This is a genomic window from Cellulomonas humilata, assembly GCF_030814415.1.
GTDB lineage: Bacteria > Actinomycetota > Actinomycetes > Actinomycetales > Cellulomonadaceae > Cellulomonas > Cellulomonas humilata_A.
The window spans coordinates 1-16,957 of record NZ_JAUSVB010000007.1; the positions used below are offsets into that span (position 1 = coordinate 1).

Annotated in this window: 16 protein-coding genes; 2 read left to right on the top strand and 14 right to left on the bottom strand. The window is 70.7% G+C overall.

The window, feature by feature from the left end:
• The first annotated feature begins 152 nt into the window (after positions 1-152).
• A complete protein-coding gene (locus J2X26_RS20505; protein ID WP_307494570.1) occupies positions 153-1,697 on the top strand; it encodes an FG-GAP-like repeat-containing protein in 1,545 nt (514 codons plus the stop codon).
• A 155-nt stretch (positions 1,698-1,852) separates the two neighbouring features.
• Complete coding sequence (locus J2X26_RS20510) at positions 1,853-3,319, top strand: FG-GAP-like repeat-containing protein (protein ID WP_307494571.1); 1,467 nt, start codon at positions 1,853-1,855, stop codon at positions 3,317-3,319.
• Between the two features lie 70 nt (positions 3,320-3,389).
• Here the strand turns inward: J2X26_RS20510 and J2X26_RS20515 are convergent, their stop codons facing one another.
• The 14 genes from J2X26_RS20515 to J2X26_RS20580 all read right to left on the bottom strand — a co-directional run bounded on the left by J2X26_RS20515 (position 3,390) and on the right by J2X26_RS20580 (position 16,884).
• Complete coding sequence (locus tag J2X26_RS20515) at positions 3,390-5,249, bottom strand: DUF2207 domain-containing protein (RefSeq protein WP_307494572.1); 1,860 nt, start codon at positions 5,247-5,249, stop codon at positions 3,390-3,392.
• A complete protein-coding gene (gene smpB, locus J2X26_RS20520; RefSeq protein WP_055921678.1) occupies positions 5,246-5,716 on the bottom strand; it encodes an SsrA-binding protein SmpB in 471 nt (156 codons plus the stop codon). The genes J2X26_RS20515 and smpB overlap by 4 nt, the downstream gene beginning before the upstream one ends.
• Positions 5,717-5,876: 160 nt before the next feature.
• On the bottom strand, positions 5,877-7,181 hold the full coding sequence (locus J2X26_RS20525) for a peptidoglycan DD-metalloendopeptidase family protein (protein ID WP_307494573.1): 1,305 nt from the start codon (positions 7,179-7,181) through the stop codon (positions 5,877-5,879).
• Positions 7,182-7,183: 2 nt separating this feature from the next.
• Positions 7,184-8,098 (bottom strand): permease-like cell division protein FtsX, encoded by a 915-nt coding sequence (ftsX, locus tag J2X26_RS20530; RefSeq protein ID WP_307494574.1) that lies wholly within the window; start codon positions 8,096-8,098, stop codon positions 7,184-7,186.
• Positions 8,098-8,787 (bottom strand): cell division ATP-binding protein FtsE, encoded by a 690-nt coding sequence (gene ftsE, locus J2X26_RS20535; RefSeq protein ID WP_055920845.1) that lies wholly within the window; start codon positions 8,785-8,787, stop codon positions 8,098-8,100. The genes ftsX and ftsE overlap by 1 nt, the downstream gene beginning before the upstream one ends.
• A 149-nt stretch (positions 8,788-8,936) precedes the next feature.
• Positions 8,937-10,181 carry an ROK family transcriptional regulator gene (locus tag J2X26_RS20540; RefSeq protein ID WP_307494575.1) on the bottom strand — a complete coding sequence of 415 codons (1,245 nt, stop codon included), beginning with the start codon at positions 10,179-10,181 and terminating at the stop codon, positions 8,937-8,939.
• Between the two features lie 21 nt (positions 10,182-10,202).
• Positions 10,203-11,480 (bottom strand): sugar ABC transporter permease, encoded by a 1,278-nt coding sequence (locus tag J2X26_RS20545; protein WP_307494576.1) that lies wholly within the window; start codon positions 11,478-11,480, stop codon positions 10,203-10,205.
• Positions 11,477-12,358, bottom strand: coding sequence for an ATP-binding cassette domain-containing protein (locus J2X26_RS20550; protein ID WP_307494577.1), 882 nt, complete (start codon positions 12,356-12,358; stop codon positions 11,477-11,479). Before J2X26_RS20550 ends, J2X26_RS20545 begins: the two co-directional genes overlap by 4 nt.
• A gap of 194 nt (positions 12,359-12,552) precedes the next feature.
• A complete protein-coding gene (locus tag J2X26_RS20555) occupies positions 12,553-13,671 on the bottom strand; it encodes a sugar ABC transporter substrate-binding protein (protein WP_307494578.1) in 1,119 nt (372 codons plus the stop codon).
• 514 nt (positions 13,672-14,185) lie between these two features.
• Positions 14,186-15,301: a peptide chain release factor 2 gene (prfB, locus tag J2X26_RS20560; RefSeq protein WP_307494579.1), complete on the bottom strand. Its 1,116-nt coding sequence runs from the start codon at positions 15,299-15,301 to the stop codon at positions 14,186-14,188.
• 63 nt (positions 15,302-15,364) lie between these two features.
• Entirely contained in the window at positions 15,365-15,862 is a 498-nt protein-coding gene (locus tag J2X26_RS20565) for a pilus assembly protein TadG-related protein (RefSeq protein WP_307494580.1), read from the bottom strand.
• A complete protein-coding gene (locus J2X26_RS20570; protein WP_307494581.1) occupies positions 15,855-16,322 on the bottom strand; it encodes a TadE/TadG family type IV pilus assembly protein in 468 nt (155 codons plus the stop codon). The genes J2X26_RS20565 and J2X26_RS20570 overlap by 8 nt, the downstream gene beginning before the upstream one ends.
• Entirely contained in the window at positions 16,319-16,624 is a 306-nt protein-coding gene (locus tag J2X26_RS20575) for a pilus assembly protein (RefSeq protein ID WP_439897883.1), read from the bottom strand. The genes J2X26_RS20570 and J2X26_RS20575 overlap by 4 nt, the downstream gene beginning before the upstream one ends.
• Positions 16,625-16,689: 65 nt before the next feature.
• Entirely contained in the window at positions 16,690-16,884 is a 195-nt protein-coding gene (locus tag J2X26_RS20580) for a hypothetical protein (protein WP_439897888.1), read from the bottom strand.
• Between the last annotated feature and the right edge of the window lie 73 nt (positions 16,885-16,957).

Sequence of the window (16,957 nt, forward strand, 5' to 3'; positions counted from 1 at the left end):
CCTGGCGAGGCAGAGGAGACCTACAACGTCCCGGCGAACACCTCGGTCGAGATCGAGCCGTACGACGGGACCGGCAGGCCCGGCGCGATCCTGGTCGAGCTGCGGTTCGGTGCCTGGTGAGCGCGCATAACAGGTGGGCGGTCCGGGTTGCGGTGACGGCGCTCGTACTGACCGGGGTGGGGGTGCCGGCCGCGTACGCCGTGCAGGGCAGCACCCCTACCGGTGCCGTCGCGGCGGCAACCGTGCAGGTGGACGTCGGGGGGCAGGGCGCCTGCTCCGGGGCGCTGATCAGCCCGTGGTGGGTGATCACGGCGAAGTCCTGCTTCGCCGAGACCCAGACCGCGGCGGTCACCAAGGGACCCCCGAGCCTGCCCACGACCGCCACGATCGGCCGTGTCGACCTGACCGGCACGGCCGGCAAGATCGTCAACGTCACCCTGGTGGTCCCCCACCCGAACCGTGACGTGGTCCTGGCCCGCCTCGCGTCCCCGGTCACCACGGTCACCCCGGTCAAGGTCGCCACGGCAGCCCCGGTAGTCGGTGAGCAGCTGACCATCACCGGCTACGGGCGCACCACCACCGTGCTCGTGCCGAACACGTCACACAGCACGACCTACACCGTCGGCGCCGTAGCAACGAGCACCATCGACATCCAGGCCAGCACGACCGGCGCCACCATCTGCAAGGGCGACGCCGGCGGCCCCGCCCTGCGCACCACCACCAACGGGATCGAGCTCGTCGCGATCCACCACACCGCCTACCAAGGCGGCTGCCTCGGAGCCACCACCACCCTCCAGGGCGCCACCGAGACCCGCCTCGACAACCTCCGCGACTGGATCCTCAGGACGCAGAACGCCCAGGGGGCCGACTTCGACGGCAACGGCCAGGCAGACGTGTTCTGGTCCCGGCAGGCGGACGGGCTGTGGCGCGTGTCGTACGGCGGCACGACAGGATGGAACATCATCAACGGGGCGGGGCCCTTCCCGACCAGCGCGTTCCGCTTCGGCGACTTCGACGGCGACGGCCGCGACGATGTGCTCCTCGCCCCGGGCGACGGCCGGTGGCTCGTCTCGAACGGCGGCACCACGGGCTGGCGGACCGCCAACAGCGGCGTCCCGGGGGACAGTCTCGCCGTCGTCGACCTCGCCGGAGACGGCAAGTCGGACGTCTTCCGGGTCGACCCGGCGACCGGGTTGTGGTGGGTCTCCGACGACGCGGCGAAGCCGTTCCGCCAGATCAACGGCGCTCCGGGGATCGGCATCGACCGGCTGCGCTTCGGCGACTTCAACGGTGACGGCAAGGACGACGTCTTCCTCGCGCCGGGCGACGGTCGCTGGATCGTCTCGTGGGGCGGGACCACAGGCTGGAGCAACCTCAACACCCGACAGGTGCCGGCCAGCGGGCTGGCCGTGGCGGACATGACCGGTGACGGCAAGGCCGACGTGTTCTGGGTCAACCCGTCCACGGGTCTCTGGTACATCTCGGACGGCGGCACCCAGCCGCTTCGGCACGTCAACGGAGCGCCGGGCATCGGCGTGGAGTCGTACCAGCTCGCAGACATGACCGGCGACGGCAAGGCCGACGTGTTCCTCGCGAACTCGGACGGTCGGTGGCTCGTCTCGCCCGGCGGCGTCACGGGGTGGACGAGCGTGAACGGCGACGCGAACGTCCTCCCGGACCGGCCGGCGGTCCGATGAGCCGACGAGGCGCAGCACCGCGGGCGTGACCCCCGGACGTGCCGTCGGCGACGGCGGCACGTCCGGGGTGAGGCGGGCCGGACAACGGGTACCAGGGTCGACCGCGGCTCGTGCCCAGGGAACGAAAGACACGCGAGAGATGAGGACTCATGGGCATGCGTCAGAGCTGGACCGTCCGCGTCGGAGTGACCGCGTTGGTCCTGGCGAGCGTGGGCGTGCCGGCCGCGTATGCGGTGCAGGGCAGCACCCCGACCGGGGCCGTCGCAGCCGCGACCGTGAAGGTGGACGTCGGTGGGCAGGGCAGCTGCTCCGGGGCACTGGTCAGCCCGTGGTGGGTGATCACCGCGACGTCCTGCTTCACCGAGACCCAGTCGACCCCGGTGGTCCAGGGCGCGCCCAAGAACGCCACCACCGCCACGATCGGGCGGGTCGACCTCACCGGCACCGCGGGCAAGGTCGTCAGCGTGACCCACCTGGTCCCCCACCCGGACCGTGACGTGGTCCTGGCCCGGCTGGCCACCCCGGTCGACGACGTCGCCCCCGTGACGGTGGCCAGCACAGCCCCGGTCGTCGGCGAGCAGCTGACCGTCACCGGCTACGGACGCACCACCACCGCCCTCGTCCCCGACACCGCCCACGCCACCACGTACACCGTCGGGGCTGTCGCGACGGGCACCATCGACATCAACGCCACCGCGCCGGGCGCCACGATCTGCAAGGGCGACGCCGGCGGCCCCGCGCTCCGCAGCACCAACGGCAGTGTCCAGCTGGTCGCGATCCACCACACCGCGTACCAGGGCGGCTGCCTCGGAGCGACGACCACCCAGCAGAGCGCGACCGAGACCCGCCTCGACAACCTGGGCAGCTGGATCACGGAGACCACGACGAACATGCCGGTGAGAGACCTCACCGCGGACGACTGGAGCGGGGACGCCCACGCCGACGTGCTGGCCGTCGACGTCGCCGGGTACCTCTGGTACTACCCGCACAACGGCAACGGGCTGTCGGCGCGCGTCTCGCTCGGCGGCGGCTGGGGCTCGTTCAGGCACGTCATGGCGGCCGACTTCAGTGGCGACGGGCGCGCCGACGTCCTCGGCGTCGATGACAGCGGACGGCTCTGGTACTACCCGCACAACGGCAACGGCCTGTCCCCCCGGGTGCAGATCGGATCCGGCTGGGCACCCTTCACGCACGTCACCGCCGACGACTGGAACAACGACGGCAAGGCTGATGTCCTGGGCGTCGACGCTGACGGGAAGCTGTGGCTCTACCTCAACTCCGGCCTGACGCTGCCCGCCCGAGTCCAGCTCGGGCAGGGTTGGGGCTCGTTCAAGCACGTCCTGGCCGCCGACTACAGCGGCGACGGGCATGCGGACGTCGTGGGCGTCGACGCCGCCGGAGACCTCTGGTACTACCCGCACAACGGGCCAGGTCTGTCGGCCCGGGTCCACATCGGCAACGGGTGGGGCACGTTCCAGGACGTCATGGTGTCGGACTGGTCGGGCGACGGACGAGCCGACGTCCTGGGCGTCGACGCCAGCGCCACGCTGTGGCTCTACACGAACACGAACGGGACACTGCCGGCCCGGGTGCAGATCCCGGGCGCACCGCCGATGAGCTGAGGGTCAGACTGTGTCGGGGGTTGGTCGGCTCGACCGGTCCCCGCCTCATCGTGACGCGGGGCGAGGCGGTCTACCAGCCCCCGCCGCCACCGCCGCCGACGCCTCCACCGGAGAACCCGCCCCCGCTGAACCCGGACCCGCCGGAGGTCCCGGGCGTGGGTGCGGAGATCGACTCGGTGGCCACGGCCGCGAACCGGTCGAGCGACGACGCGAACGCGGTCGCCCAGTAGATGTTGGCCCCGGGGTAGTACCCGCCGACGTACCAGGAGGGCTGCTCGAAAGCACGACCCTGCGCGGCGAGCTCGGAGAACACGCGTGCCCACCGGTCGGCGAGCCCGAAGACGATCGCGTAGGGCAGGTACCGGCTGAAGATGTCCTCGCCCTCCTCGAACCGCAGCTGGTTCGCCTCGGCGGTGGCCAGGTAGCGACGGAACCCGAGGGACTGCGCCAGGACGGCGGTGCCGTCGGCGGTGCGGGCGGGGGCGGCGTTGCCGAGGATCGTGACGATGACGCCGATGGCCGCGATGGCGAGGGGCACCAGGGCGATCCCTGCGACGGAGGCGCCGGCGGCGAACGCGAAGAACGTCAGGATGGCGCCTGCCACGACGAGGACGATGCCGGTGGCGTGCCAGGCGGTGCGGACCGACTTCGGGTTCGACCGGAACCAGCCGGACTCCGTGACGTGGTCGTAGAGGCCGTCCTGGACCTTGGCCATGGAGGCGGCGAACGTGGTCTTCAGATCGGAGAGCTTCACCGTGGTCGACGACGCGAAGATCGAGGCGAGCAGCTCGTCCTCGTAGGGCAGCAGCGAGCCGTCCTTGTTCTTCAGCTGCACCAGGGTCCAGTCCTTGGCCTTCTTCTTCGGGTTGGACCGCGGCACCTCCTCGATGCGCAGCCAGCCGCGCACGGCGAGGTCGACCAGGGTGGCGGTGACGTCGACGGGGTCGGCCTTCTCGTCGACGAGCGTGCCCACCTCCCCCGGGCGCACGCCCTCGGGCGGCTGGAACTGCACGGAGACGGCGCCGCGCTTGTCGCGGAACCCGACCGTGGCGCCGCCGGGCTGGTTGTCGGCCGGGCGCAGGCCCGGGGTCAGGCCGAGGTAGGCCTTGTCGCGGCCGACGCGTCGCATCCGGACGACGGCGAAGATGCCGCCGCCGATGAGCACCAGCAGCGCGACGACGCCGAAGACGGAGACCGGCCGCACCGGGGCGAGCGGGTCGGGCTTGTCGACGAGGATCGGTTCGACCCCGGGGAACGTGCCGGCGGGCCAGCCGGTGACCGTCGAGAGCTCCGAACCGACGGGGACGAGGTCCTGCGTGAACGACGAGGACGACCCGGCGAACGTCGCGGACGTGCACGGCGTGCTGGAGCCGTACGGCCCGGCGAAGCACACGGCGCCCTCGACGGCCGCGGGGCCGGTGACAGCGACGGTGATGTCGCCGAGCGGGATCTCCCAGCCGGCGCCGATGACGTTCCAGTACAGCTCGTCGCCGGAGTGCTGGGCGTTCGCGGGGTTGAGCAGCCCGTCGGCCGTGTACTCGATCCGGTACGACTGCACGCCGGAGACGTCGTCGATGTCCTCGTCGCCGATGCGCAGGATCAGCGCGCTGTCGGTGGTCTCCGTGTTCACCTGCGCCGGAGCATCCGTCGAGGAGGACGCCGTGATGTCGGTGTAGCGGAACGCGCGGTCCAGCTCGTCGTCGTACGACACGCGGGTGGGAAGCGTCAGGTACGGGCCGTGCCCGGGGTCGTCGCCGAAGTCGAAGTCGAAGTCGAGCGTGACGCGCATGGTGCCGTCGACGGCCAGGTCCGCGGTGACGTCGTACCGGGTGATCTCGCGACCGCTCGACTGGTCAGGAGCGGCGACAGAAGGAACGGCACAGACGACGAGCAGGACGAGGGCGGCGACGAGCGCCCGAACAGCCCTCACAGGTCGCGCTTCTCGCGAATGGCTCGGGTGGCCTCCAAGTTGTCCTGCCTCTCGCGCAGCGCCTGCCGCTTGTCCCACTCGCGCTTGCCTCGGGCCAGCGCGATCTCCACCTTGGCGCGCCCGTCGAGGAAGTAGAGGGACAGCGGGATGATCGTCTGCCCCTTCTCCCGCGTGCGGGACTCCAGGCGGTCGATCTCCTGGCGGTGCAGCAGCAGCTTGCGCTTGCGGCGCGGCGCGTGGTTGGTCCAGGTGCCCTGCGAGTACTCGGGGATGTGCACGCCCTCGAGCCACAGCTCATGGTTGGTCACCTCGCACCAGCCGTCGACCAGCGACGCGCGGCCCATGCGCAGCGCCTTGACCTCGGTGCCGCTGAGGACCATGCCGGCCTCGAACACGTCCTCGATGACGTAGTCGTGCCGGGCCTTGCGGTTCGAGGCGACGACCTTGCGCCCGACGTCCTTGGCCACGGTGGTCGAACCTCGTTCCTTCGTCTCATGGTCGCGCTGACCTTGCGTTCCGCTCCGGGCGGGTGCGCTGGCGCGCCCCCACCCTCCGCTGCACTCCAGCCCAGCGCTCGAGAGGGGATGTTGTGCGGGGTCGAGACTACCGTCCGCACGCCACCCGAAATCAGAGGCCGAGCAGTGGCCGCGGGTCCGTCGTCGCGCCGTTCACGTAGACCTCGAAGTGCAGGTGGCAGGCCGCCGACGTGCCGGTGTTGCCCGAACGCCCGATCAGCTGCCCCCGCTCCACGTGCTGCCCGCTGCTGACGGCGAAGCTGGTGAGGTGGTTGTAGCTGGCGGAGAGGCCGTTGCCGTTGACGAACCCGCTGTCGATCATCACCTGGTTGCCGAACCCGAACCGCGACATCGCCCACGTGACCGTGCCGGCGCGCCCGGCATAGATGGGGGTGTTGCAGTACGTGCGCAGGTCGATGCCGGCGTGCAGCCGCACGTAGTGCAGCGTCGGGTGCATCCGCATGCCGTACTCGGACGTCACGTAGATCGGGCTGATGCTGGTCGGGTTGCTGAACAGCCCGCCGCCGATCGCCCCGGGGGGTCCCTGCGGCCGGCCGGCTGCGGCGTCGCGCGCACGCTGCTCCGCGATCGCCTGCTCGAGCTCGCGCTGCACCTGCGCAGCCTCGGCGTCGGCCTGCGCGAGCTGGGCCTCGAGGGCCGCCTTCGTCGCGTCGAGGGCTGCCTGCTGCTGCACCTGCTGCGCGAGGAGCGTGTCCAGCGCCTCCTTGGCGGCGGCAGCGGCGGCCTTCGCCGCGTCGGCCTCGACCACCTTCTGGTCGGCCGCGGCCTTCAGCTCGGCGATCTTGTCCTTGACGGCGGTGAGCCGGGCCTCGGCGTTGCGGTTGGCCGACTCGGCGGCCTTGAGGTCGTCGAGGATCTGCGCCTGCGTGCGCAGCGCGGTCGCCATGAGGCCGTACCGCTGCACGAAGTCGTCGGTGCTCTGGGAGTCGAGGATCACGTCGACGCTGGAGACCCCGCCGCCACCCTTGTAGGCCTCGCGGGCCATCTGCCCGATCGCGGCGCGCATCGCCTTGGCGTGCTCGGTGTCCTGCGCGATGGTCGTCGTGATCGTCGCCTGCTGCTCCTCGGCGTCGACCAGCCTGGCCGCGATGATCGCCGCCTCCCGCTGCGCCTTCTCCAGCGCGGCCTTCGCCGCATCGAGCGTCGCCTGCGCGCCGGGGATCTTCGCCTGGGTGTCCGAAAGCTGCACGGCGAGCGCCTGGATCTCGGCGCTGACGCCCTCCATCGCCGCCTCGGTCTGCTCGCGCGCCTGGGCGATCGCCTCCTTCTGCGCCTCGGCGGCCTTGCGGCGGTCGTCGATGGGGTCTGCGGCGGCAGGCCCGGCGACGAAGGCCGTGACCAGCAGCATCAGCACTGCCAGGAAGGCGGAGAGTCGCAGGTGGCTCAGTCGGGTCACTGTCAGACCTTCGTGTATCTGCTGAGGGTGACCAGGGAGGAGATCCCGGCGAGCAGGATGGCGACCGCGATCAGCGCGGGCGCGATGGTGAGCACGTCCGCGGTGCTCACGTACGGGATCCAGCCCGCGGACTCCCCCAGCCAGTCGTCGACGAGGTAGGTGACTCCGACCCAGAGCCCGCCGACCGCCAGCAGGGCGCCGATCGTCGCGGCGATCGCCCCCTCCAGCATGAACGGCAGCTGGATGAACACCGTCGACGCACCGACCAGGCGCATGATCCCGGTCTCGCGCTTGCGGCTCAGGGCGGACAACCGGATGGTCGTCGTGATCAGCAGGACGGCCGCCAGCAGCATCACCAGGGCCAGCCCGCCGGCCAGCAGGGTCGCGTTGTTCAGCACCGAGAACAGCCGGTCGAACAGGCGCTGCTGGTCCTTGACCTCCTCGACGCCGGCACGGCCGGAGATCACCTCGGAGACCACCGAGTACTTCTCCGGGTCGGTGAGCTTGATGCGGTAGGAGGAGTTCATGTCGTCGACCGTCGCGGCCGACGCCCAGAACTGGTCCTGGAACTGCTTCTGGAACGCCGCGTAGGCCTGTTCCTTGGTCTCCGTGTAGACCTTCTCGACGTACGGCTTCACCTCGGGCGATGCGAGCGCCGCCTGGATGTCGGCCTTCTGGTCGTCGGTGACCTCCCCGCTCGCGCACGTGGGCGCGGTGGAGTTCTGCGGGCAGAGGAAGACGGAGACCTCGACCTTGTCGTACCAGTCGTCCTTCATCTTGCCGATCTGCGTCTGCAGCAGGGCGGCGGCGCCGACGAACGTGAGCGACACGAAGGTCACGAGGATGACGGAGATGGTCATCGACAGGTTGCGACGAAGACCCAGGCCGATCTCGGACAGGATGAACTGGAGGCGCATCAGCGGTCCGATCCGTACACACCGCGCGACTGGTCACGGACCAGGGCGCCGGTGGACAGCTCGATGACGCGCTTGCGCATCTGGTCGACGATCTCGTCGTCGTGCGTCGCCATGACGACCGTGGTGCCCGTGCGGTTGATCCGGTCGAGCAGGCGCATGATCCCCAGGGACGTCGTCGGGTCCAGGTTTCCCGTGGGCTCGTCGCACAGCAGGATGTTCGGGCGGTTCACGAACGCGCGCGCGATGGCCACGCGCTGCTGCTCGCCACCGGAGAGCTCGTGCGGACGACGCTTCTCCTTGCCGGCCAGCCCGACCATCTCGAGCGTGTCCGGCACGGTGGTCAGGATGTGGTGGCGCGGCTTGCCGATGACCTGCAGCGCGAACGCCACGTTCTCGAACACGGTCTTGTTCGGCAGCAGGCGGAAGTCCTGGAACACGGCGCCGATGTGGCGGCGCAGCGTCGGCACCTTCCACGACGACAGCGTGCCCAGCTCCTTGCCGGCGACGAACACGCGGCCCGCCGACGCCCGCTCCTCGCGGAGCACGAGGCGCAGGAAGGTGGACTTACCGGAGCCGGAGGCGCCGACGAGGAACACGAACTCGCCCCGCTCGACATCCAGGGACACGCGGTCCAGCGCCGGTCGGGCGCCACGCGCGTAGACCTTGGTGACGTTCTCGAATCTGATCACGATGCTCGCGGGGGCCAGGTTCGGGGACGGGGCACTGCTGCTGGCCTGAACGAGCGTAGGCAGGGGCCCCGTGCACCGGCGGTGGTGACACGCCGACGGTTGCCTGTGAGTACGGGCGGGCGTCTGCTTTGGTGCAGAATGTCGGGTCGTCAGGTCCCGGAGCGCAGCTCGGGCTCCTGGTCCGACCGCTCCCCGAGGGTGCCCGCCGGGTCCTCCAGCACATCCGCGAAGGCCACCTCGGCAGCGCCGACCAGCTGCGCGTCCGAACCCAGGTCCGACCGCACCAGCAGCGCCTGCTCCCGGATGGGCCCGAGCGCCCGCGAGTACGACGCGGCCAGTGTCGGCTCCATCGTCGGGTACAGCGCCCCGAGGGTCCCGCCCAGGACGACCACGCGCGGGTTGAACAGGTTGACCAGGCTGGCCAGCCCGAGCCCCACCCACTCCCCCGTCTTGCGCACCCCGGAGATGCTGCGGCGGTTGCCGACGGCGACGTCGTTGAGCACGTCCTCGATGTCGGACTCACGCGGGTCCCGGCCGACCGCACGGATGATCGCGGCGTCGCCGATCTCCGCCTCCCAGCACCCGCGCGCCCCGCACGAGCACACGCGCCCGCCCGGCTTGACCACGATGTGGCCGACCTCGCCCGCGTACCCGCCGGCGCCCTTGAGCAGCTCACCGTCGACGACGACGCCGCCACCGACGCCGACCTCGCCGCGGACGTAGAGCACGTCCTGGGCACCGCGGGCTGCCCCGCGCAGGTACTCGGCGACGACCCCGAGGTCCCCGTCGTTGCCGACGGCGACGGGGTACTCGTGACCGGTGGCCTCACTGAGCAGCTCCGCGAACGGCACCTCGTGCCAGCCCAGCGGAGGCGAGCGCCGTACCAGCCCGTCGGGCTGCCGCACGCTGCCCGGCACCGAGACGACGAGGCCGAGGCACACCGACCCGGGGACCGACTTGGCCTGCATCTCCCGGGCGAGCGTCGCGATGAGCTCGACGACCGCCGGGACGTCGTGCGGCGACGAGCTGTGCAGCCGGCGGCGGACCTGGAGCATGTAGCCGCCCAGACCCACCCGAGCGGCGCCCACGCTCGACGGCGTCACGTCGAACGCGAGCACGTGCACGCTGGTGCTGACCGGTTCCACGACGTTCGACGGCCGGCCCTTGCCGGAGACGACGCCGGGTCGCTCACGTACGAGCCCGAGCTTGACCAGCTCGGAGGTGAGCGACCCGACCGTCGACCGGTTGAAGCCCGTGGAGGCGACCAGGTCCGAGCGCGTGGCAGGCCCGTGGAAGTGCAGCAGGCGGAGGACCGCCGACAGGTTGGCCCGTCGCACGTCGTCCTGCGCAGCCGCGTCGGCCCGCCGGACCGGCGGACCAGCGCCGAGCCGCACCAGCAGCCTCCCTCAGGTTGTCTAGCCGCGTCCCGTGGCTCTTGCGCGCCGACGGGAGATCGCGTCGACGGCTGCAGCTGCCGCCAGCACCGTGCCGGTGACAACGTACTTGACGCCGGACGAGTACCCGAGCAGGGCCATGCCGTTGTCGATGACCGCGATCACCGCACCACCGATGAGGGCGTCGATGATCCGGCCCTTGCCACCGAACAGCGACGTGCCACCGATGACCGCCGCGCCGACGGCGTAGAGCAGCACGTTCGAGCCGCCCGCGTTCGGGTCCACCGACGTCGCGCGCGACGCCGCCAGCACACCGGCGATGGCCGCCATGAACGAGCAGATCATGAAGCACGCCATCTTCACGGCCTTGACGTTGATGCCCGCGCGACGCGTGGCCTCGGCGTTGCCACCGACCGCGTAGATGTGCCGGCCGAACGCCGTCCGCGTGAGCACGAACCCGAGCACCAGCGCGAGCACGACGATGAGCGGCACCACGATCGGCACACCGATGATCGACGTCCGCAACGGGTTGAGGCTGCGCTCCTGGTTGAGGATGGCGACCATCGCGATGACGACCGCACCGAGCGCCACGACCTTGAGCACGACGAGCCCCAACGGAGCTGCGAGCAGCCCGCGCTGGCGGCGCTGACGCCAGGTCACGATGCTCGAACCCGCGTACGCCAGCACGGCGACGATCGCCAGCGCCCAGCCCAGCAGCGGCGGCACGTTCTTGTTCTGCAGCGCGATGATCACCGGGTCGGTGATCGAGATGTTGCCGCCCGCGCCGATGATGAGCAGCACGACGCCTTGGAACGCCAGGAACGCGGCCAACGTCGTGACGAACGACGGGATGCCGACGCGGGCGACCAGGGTGCCGATGAGCAGGCCGATGACGATGCCGGTGCCGAGGGCCGCGAGCAGCGCCACGTACCAGGACCAGTGGTAGACCGTCAGGCCGGTCGCGAGGACGGCGCCGCAGACACCCGACGCGAAGCCGGCCGACAGGTCGATCTCGCCCAGCAGCAGGACGAAGACGAGACCCATGGCGATGGTCACGACGACCGCGCCCTGTTGGAACAGGTTGGCGATGTTCAGCGTCGACGGGAACGTGTTCGGCTTGAGGACGACGAACACGAGCGTGAGGACGGCCAGCGCGAGGATGGCCGGCAGCGAACCCATGTCGCCGCCGCGCACCTTGCTGACGTAGTTGCCGACCGCCTCGCTGAACGTGGGCTGCTCGACCGAGCCGGCCAGCAGCGACGGCGAAGCGGATGCCGGAGGAACCGTGGACGTGCTCATGCGGAGGTGCTCCCGTTCGTGGTCGTCGCGTCGCTCGTCGTCGCTGTCGCGCTCGTCGCACGCTCCGGTGCGTCCGGCGAGATCTTCGGTGCGACGGCACCCGGTGCCATGCCCGCAGACCCGCTGGTGATGAGCTCGATGACCTCGGTGCGCGAGGTGTCCTTGGTGCGGACCTGCGCCGCCGTCTGCCCCAGGTAGAGCACGTTGATCGAGTCCGCGACCTCGAAGACGTCGTTCATGTTGTGCGAGACCAGCACGACCGCGAGGCCCGCGTCGGCGAGCCTCCTGACCAGCTGGAGCACCTGCTCCGTCTGGGCGACGCCGAGGGCTGCGGTGGGCTCGTCGAGGATGACGAGCTTGGAGTTCCACAGCACGGCCCGCGCGATGGCGACGGTCTGGCGCTGGCCTCCGGAGAGGCTGGCCACGTGCTGGCGGATGGACCGGACGGTCCGCACCGACAGGCTGGCGAGGACCTCCGCGGCGCGCGTCTCCATCGCCGACTCGTCGAGCCGGAAGCCCTTCTTGAGCTCGCGTCCGAGGAACATGTTGTGGACGATGTCGAGGTTGTCGCACAGTGCGAGGTCCTGGTACACCACCTCGACGCCCAGCGCGTTGGCGTCGGCCGGCGAGCTGATGTGCGTCGCCTCGCCCTCGAAGAGCACCTCGCCCGCGTCGAACGGGTAGATGCCGGCGACGCACTTGATCATCGTCGACTTGCCGGCGCCGTTGTCACCGACCAGCGCCGTGACCTCACCGGCCCGGGCGACCAGGTCGACGCCGCGCAGCGCGTGCACCGCGCCGAAGTTCTTCCGCCCTCCCCGGACCTCGAGGGTCGGCGGTGGGGCCAGGTCGGGTGCGGCATGCGCTGCTTGTGTCATCGTCCACCTCGTGGGGTCCGTCGGTTCACCCCGCGTCGTCGCGGGTCTGTGCAGGTTCGTCGGCAGCTCTCGGGCGACGTCGTCGTCGCGGTCCGGCGTCGTTCTCCGGACGCCAGGCCGGGGCCGGCCGCTCGCGCGGACCGGCCCCGCCTGGTCACCGCCGGTGGTCGGTCGACCACCGGCGGTGTCATGCGTCAGGAGATGCCGGCCTCGGCGCACTTGTCCGCGTAGTCGGCCGTGCAGACGGCGTCCTTCGTGGTGTACCCGTCGGCGATGACGTCCTTGACGTTGTCGAAGTAGATCGCCTGCGGGTCGAGCAGGACGGCCGCGACCATCCCGCCGGACTCGGTGTCCTCGACCTCGCCAGTCGCCAGGTCAGCGGTGTCCTCACCCTTGGCGGCAGCGATGGCCAGCGCCGCAGCGGCGTCGGCCTCCTTCTTGACGGCCTTGTAGACGGTCATGCACTGGTCGCCCGCGAGGATGTTCTGCAGGCCCTGGTCCGTCGCGTCCTGACCGGTCACCGGGACGGTGCCGTTCACGCCGTTCTTCTTCAGGATGGCGATCGCGGCGTTGCCGAGACCGTCGTTGGCCGCGAGGACGCCGTCGATCTTGCCGGCGTTCTCGGTGTACATCTGCTCGAAGATCGTGCCGGCCTGCTGGTTGTCCCAGTCGGGCACGGCCTGGTCCGCGACCACGGTGTACTCGCCGCTCGTCGTCTTCTGCTGCAGCGCGGCAACGGCACCCGCCTTGAACAGCGTGGCGTTGTTGTCCGTCGGCGAGCCGTTGAGCATCGCGATGTTCGCCGTCGTCTTCCCGGCGTCGTCGAGGCACTTCTGCAGGCCCTCGCCCTGGAGCTGTCCGACCTTGGTGTTGTCGAACGACACGTAGAAGTCCGCGCCGCCGCCCAGCGTGAGCCGGTCGTAGTCGATCGTCGCGATGCCCTGGGCCTGCGCCTTCTGCAGCACCGCCTTGCCGGACCCGGAGTCCAGGTTGACGATCATGAGGACGTTGACGCCGCTCGTGATCATCTGGTCCGCGATCGTCTGGAACTGGGTCTTGTCACCCTGGGCGTTCTGGATGTCGTAGTCCACACCCGCGGCCTCGAAGGCCTCCTTCAGGTACTTGGCGTCGGCGGTCTCCCACCGTGCCGAGGACTTGGTGTCGGGGAGGATCACACCGACCTTGGGCGTGACCTCACCGCCGTCGCCGCTTGCCGTGTCGCTCCCACTGGGCGTGTCGTCGCTGCCACAACCGGCCAGCAGCAAGCCGGAGGCCATGACAGCCGCCGTCGCCAGGATCATGCTTCGTCGCATCGTGCTCCCTCTCTGGACGACGCCCCGTTGCGCTCGTCTCCACCCGGCGCTTTTCGGACGCTCGGACTATGTTGCGGGCGACAACATATGGCCGGCAGGGATGTGTCACAAGGTCAGAACCGCTTTCCGTGGTCAAACCGTGACCTTGCTGGCCAAGCAAGCGCTTTCTGGCGCGTCCGATTCGCCCACCTGGCTTAACCATGTTCCCCCCGGCAACAAACCCCGCTACCGCCAGCGGACTCGCTCCGCCTCCGCGGCCGGTCCGCACGTGACCGCGTCCGGACGGCGCCGAGCTCGGGGCCCGGTCCGCCTACGGACGTCCGCAGGATCGAGCGTCGGGACGACCGGATGTGCGGACGTCAGCGCCCGACCACCGGGACGTCCGCACGATCGAGCGTCCGGACGACCGGATGTGCGGACGTCAGCGGTCGTTGTGCGTCGAGCTTCTAGGCCGCTCTGCTCGGACGTGGCGACGGCCAGCATCACGAAGGACGCCGTGCCTTCGTGCGTCAGGTCAGGAGGCCGCGTTCTCCGCGGACCGGCGCCAGCGGATGCCTGCCTCGATGAAGTCGTCGATGTCGCCGTCGAACACCGCGGCCGGGTTGCCCACCTCGTGCTCGGTCCGCAGGTCCTTGACCATCTGGTATGGCTGCAGGACGTACGAGCGCATCTGGTCGCCCCAGCTGGCCTTCACGTCCCCGGCGAGCGCCTTCTTCTTGGCGTCGTCCTCGGCCTTGCGGACCAGGAGCAGGCGGGACTGCAGCACGCGGAGCGCGGCGGCGCGGTTCTGGATCTGGGACTTCTCGTTCTGCATCGACACGACGATGCCGGTGGGGATGTGCGTCATGCGCACCGCGGAGTCGGTGGTGTTGACCGACTGGCCGCCCGGGCCGGACGAGCGGAAGACGTCGACCTTGATCTCGGACTCGGGGATGTCGATCGAGTCGTTCGACTCGATCAGCGGGATCACCTCGACGGCCGCAAAGCTCGTCTGGCGCCGGCCCTGGTTGTCGAACGGCGAGATGCGGACCAGGCGGTGCGTGCCGGCCTCGACGGACAGGTTGCCGAACGCGTACGGCACCTTGACCTCGAACGTCGCCGACTTCAACCCGGCCTCCTCCGCGTAGGAGGTGTCGAGCACCGTCGTGGGGTACCCGTGCCGCTCCGCCCAGCGCAGGTACATGCGCAGCAGCATCTCGGCGAAGTCCGCGGCATCGACGCCACCGGCGCCGGCGCGGATGGTGACGACCGCCTCGCGCTGGTCGTACTCCCCTGCAAGCAGCGTGCGGACCTCGAGCTCGCCGAGGTCCTTCTTGATCTTCACCAGGTCGGCCTCGGCCTCGGCGAGGGTGTCCTCGTCGTTCTCCTCGAGCGCCATCTCGACGAGGGTCTCCAGGTCGTCGATCCGGCCGTCGAGCTTGCTCATCCGGTCCAGCTCGGCCTGCGTCGACGACAGGGCGCTCGTGATCTTCTGCGCGGCGTCCGGGTCGTCCCACAGGTCGGGTGCCGAGGCCTGCTCCGACAGGCTCGCGACCTTCGCCAGGAGCGCGGTCGGGTCGCTCACCGCCTGGATGGTGCCCAGGGTGGTGCGAAGATCGCGGATCGCGGTGGGAAAGTCGGTGGTGGCCACAACCGTCCAGGCTACCGGGTCCGCGCTGCCCGATCTCCCCGGCGACGACTCAGGACGGTGTCGTCAGGACCCGCGCGCGACCGACTCCGCCTCCAGCGCGATCCCGTCGGACCACGGAGCCAGCACCCAGCTCATGAGCACCGGCCGGACCACGGCGCCCAGGCGGACCTGCGCGGACTTCCCGTCGGGCGTCGAGGCGTCGAGGACCGCGAACTCGTCCCAGGCCTCGGCGGCGGCTGCGTTCTCCTGCAGGTAGCCGTCGACCGACGCCCGGACCGAGACGTCGGTGAGCGGGAGACCGCCGGTCCCGGCGGCCTCCTGACCGGCGCCCGGGACGAAGTACCGGTTGTCGCCGACCGCGTCGGCTCCCTCCAGCGCGAGCAGGTCCGCGAGCGCGAGCAGGCGTTTGCGCTCCAGGTGCACCCCGGCGGCGGACACGACGACGGTCAGCAGGAGCAGTGCGACGACCACGAACCCGAGAGTCAGGATCATCACCTGCCCGTCGTCTCCCGCCGTCCGCCGCGACCCTCCGATCGAGGCGGCCCGGAACGCGCTACTCATCGGTGGTCCGGTACGTGTCGACCGGCGCGACCCGCTCGGCACTGACCGGAACCTCGAGCGGGATGACGTCCCGGACGAAGCTCGGCACGAACGGCAGCGGCACCCGCACCTCGATCCGCGCGGACACGGCGCTGCCTGGTGCCAGGCACGGCACCGCCGAGCAGGTCAGCACGAGCGCCGTGGCAGGGTCGTCGTCGAAACCCTGGTCGTGCAACGCGATCCCGACCGCAGCGACCGCCCGCTCGGCGCCCTCGTCGGCACCGTCGGCCGCGACGTACGTGCGTGCGGCCTCGCGTGCCGCGCCCTCCGTGGCGAACATCGCAGCCTCGAGGCGCCCGAGCGTCAGCACCAGGTACACCAGGGGGATCAGCAGCACGAGCGAGAGTCCGAGGAACTCGATCACGGAGCTGCCGTCCTCCCCCGTCAGCCGTGCCCGGCGCTCGGCACACCACCCGGTCACGGCTCCTCGACCAGCGCGTGCCCCCGGACCGTCAGGGTGCCCGCCGGACCGACGAGACCCACCAGCGGCAGCGGCGCCTCCACCTCGACCTCCACGACCTCGAGACCGTCCAGCGTGGTCCGCCCGGCGCTCACCCCCTGGGCGTACGCCGGTGACAACGACTGCGCGACGAGATCCCTTGCCCACTGCGCGCCGTCGGCCGGCTCGTGCCCGGCCAGCGCGCCGTACCGGGCGCCCTCCCCGGCGGAGTCGACGAGCGTGTTGCGCACGTGCAGCACGATGGTCAGCTGCAGCACGGCCACGAACAGCACCGTGACCAGGCCACCGACGAGGGCGAAGTCGACGATCGCCGACCCCGCGTCCCCCGTCAGGGCGCCTTGACGCTGTTGATGGCGTCCTCGAACACCGTGGCGAGCGCATCGCCGGCGACCACCCACAAGGCGGTCACCAGGCCTGCGGTCATCAGGGTCACCAGGACCCAACCGGGCACGTCGCCCCGCTCGGGTCCACCGCGTCGGACGCGCCCGCGCGCTCCGCTCCACGTGGTCGTCCCCCACACCAGCGAGCCCCACAGCGCCGCTCCGATACGCGACGTCGGCCGGTCCCCCGCGCTCCCCGCCTGACTCTCGGTCCCG

Coding starts and splice junctions, on each gene's coding strand:
- J2X26_RS20565 (WP_307494580.1), bottom strand. CDS start 15,862: ATGAGTAGCGCGTTCCGGGCCGCCTCGATCGGAGGGTCGCGGCGGACG.
- ftsX (WP_307494574.1), bottom strand. CDS start 8,098: ATGCGCCTCCAGTTCATCCTGTCCGAGATCGGCCTGGGTCTTCGTCGC.
- J2X26_RS20510 (WP_307494571.1), top strand. CDS start 1,853: ATGCGTCAGAGCTGGACCGTCCGCGTCGGAGTGACCGCGTTGGTCCTG.
- J2X26_RS20555 (WP_307494578.1), bottom strand. CDS start 13,671: ATGCGACGAAGCATGATCCTGGCGACGGCGGCTGTCATGGCCTCCGGC.
- J2X26_RS20545 (WP_307494576.1), bottom strand. CDS start 11,480: ATGAGCACGTCCACGGTTCCTCCGGCATCCGCTTCGCCGTCGCTGCTG.
- J2X26_RS20550 (WP_307494577.1), bottom strand. CDS start 12,358: ATGACACAAGCAGCGCATGCCGCACCCGACCTGGCCCCACCGCCGACC.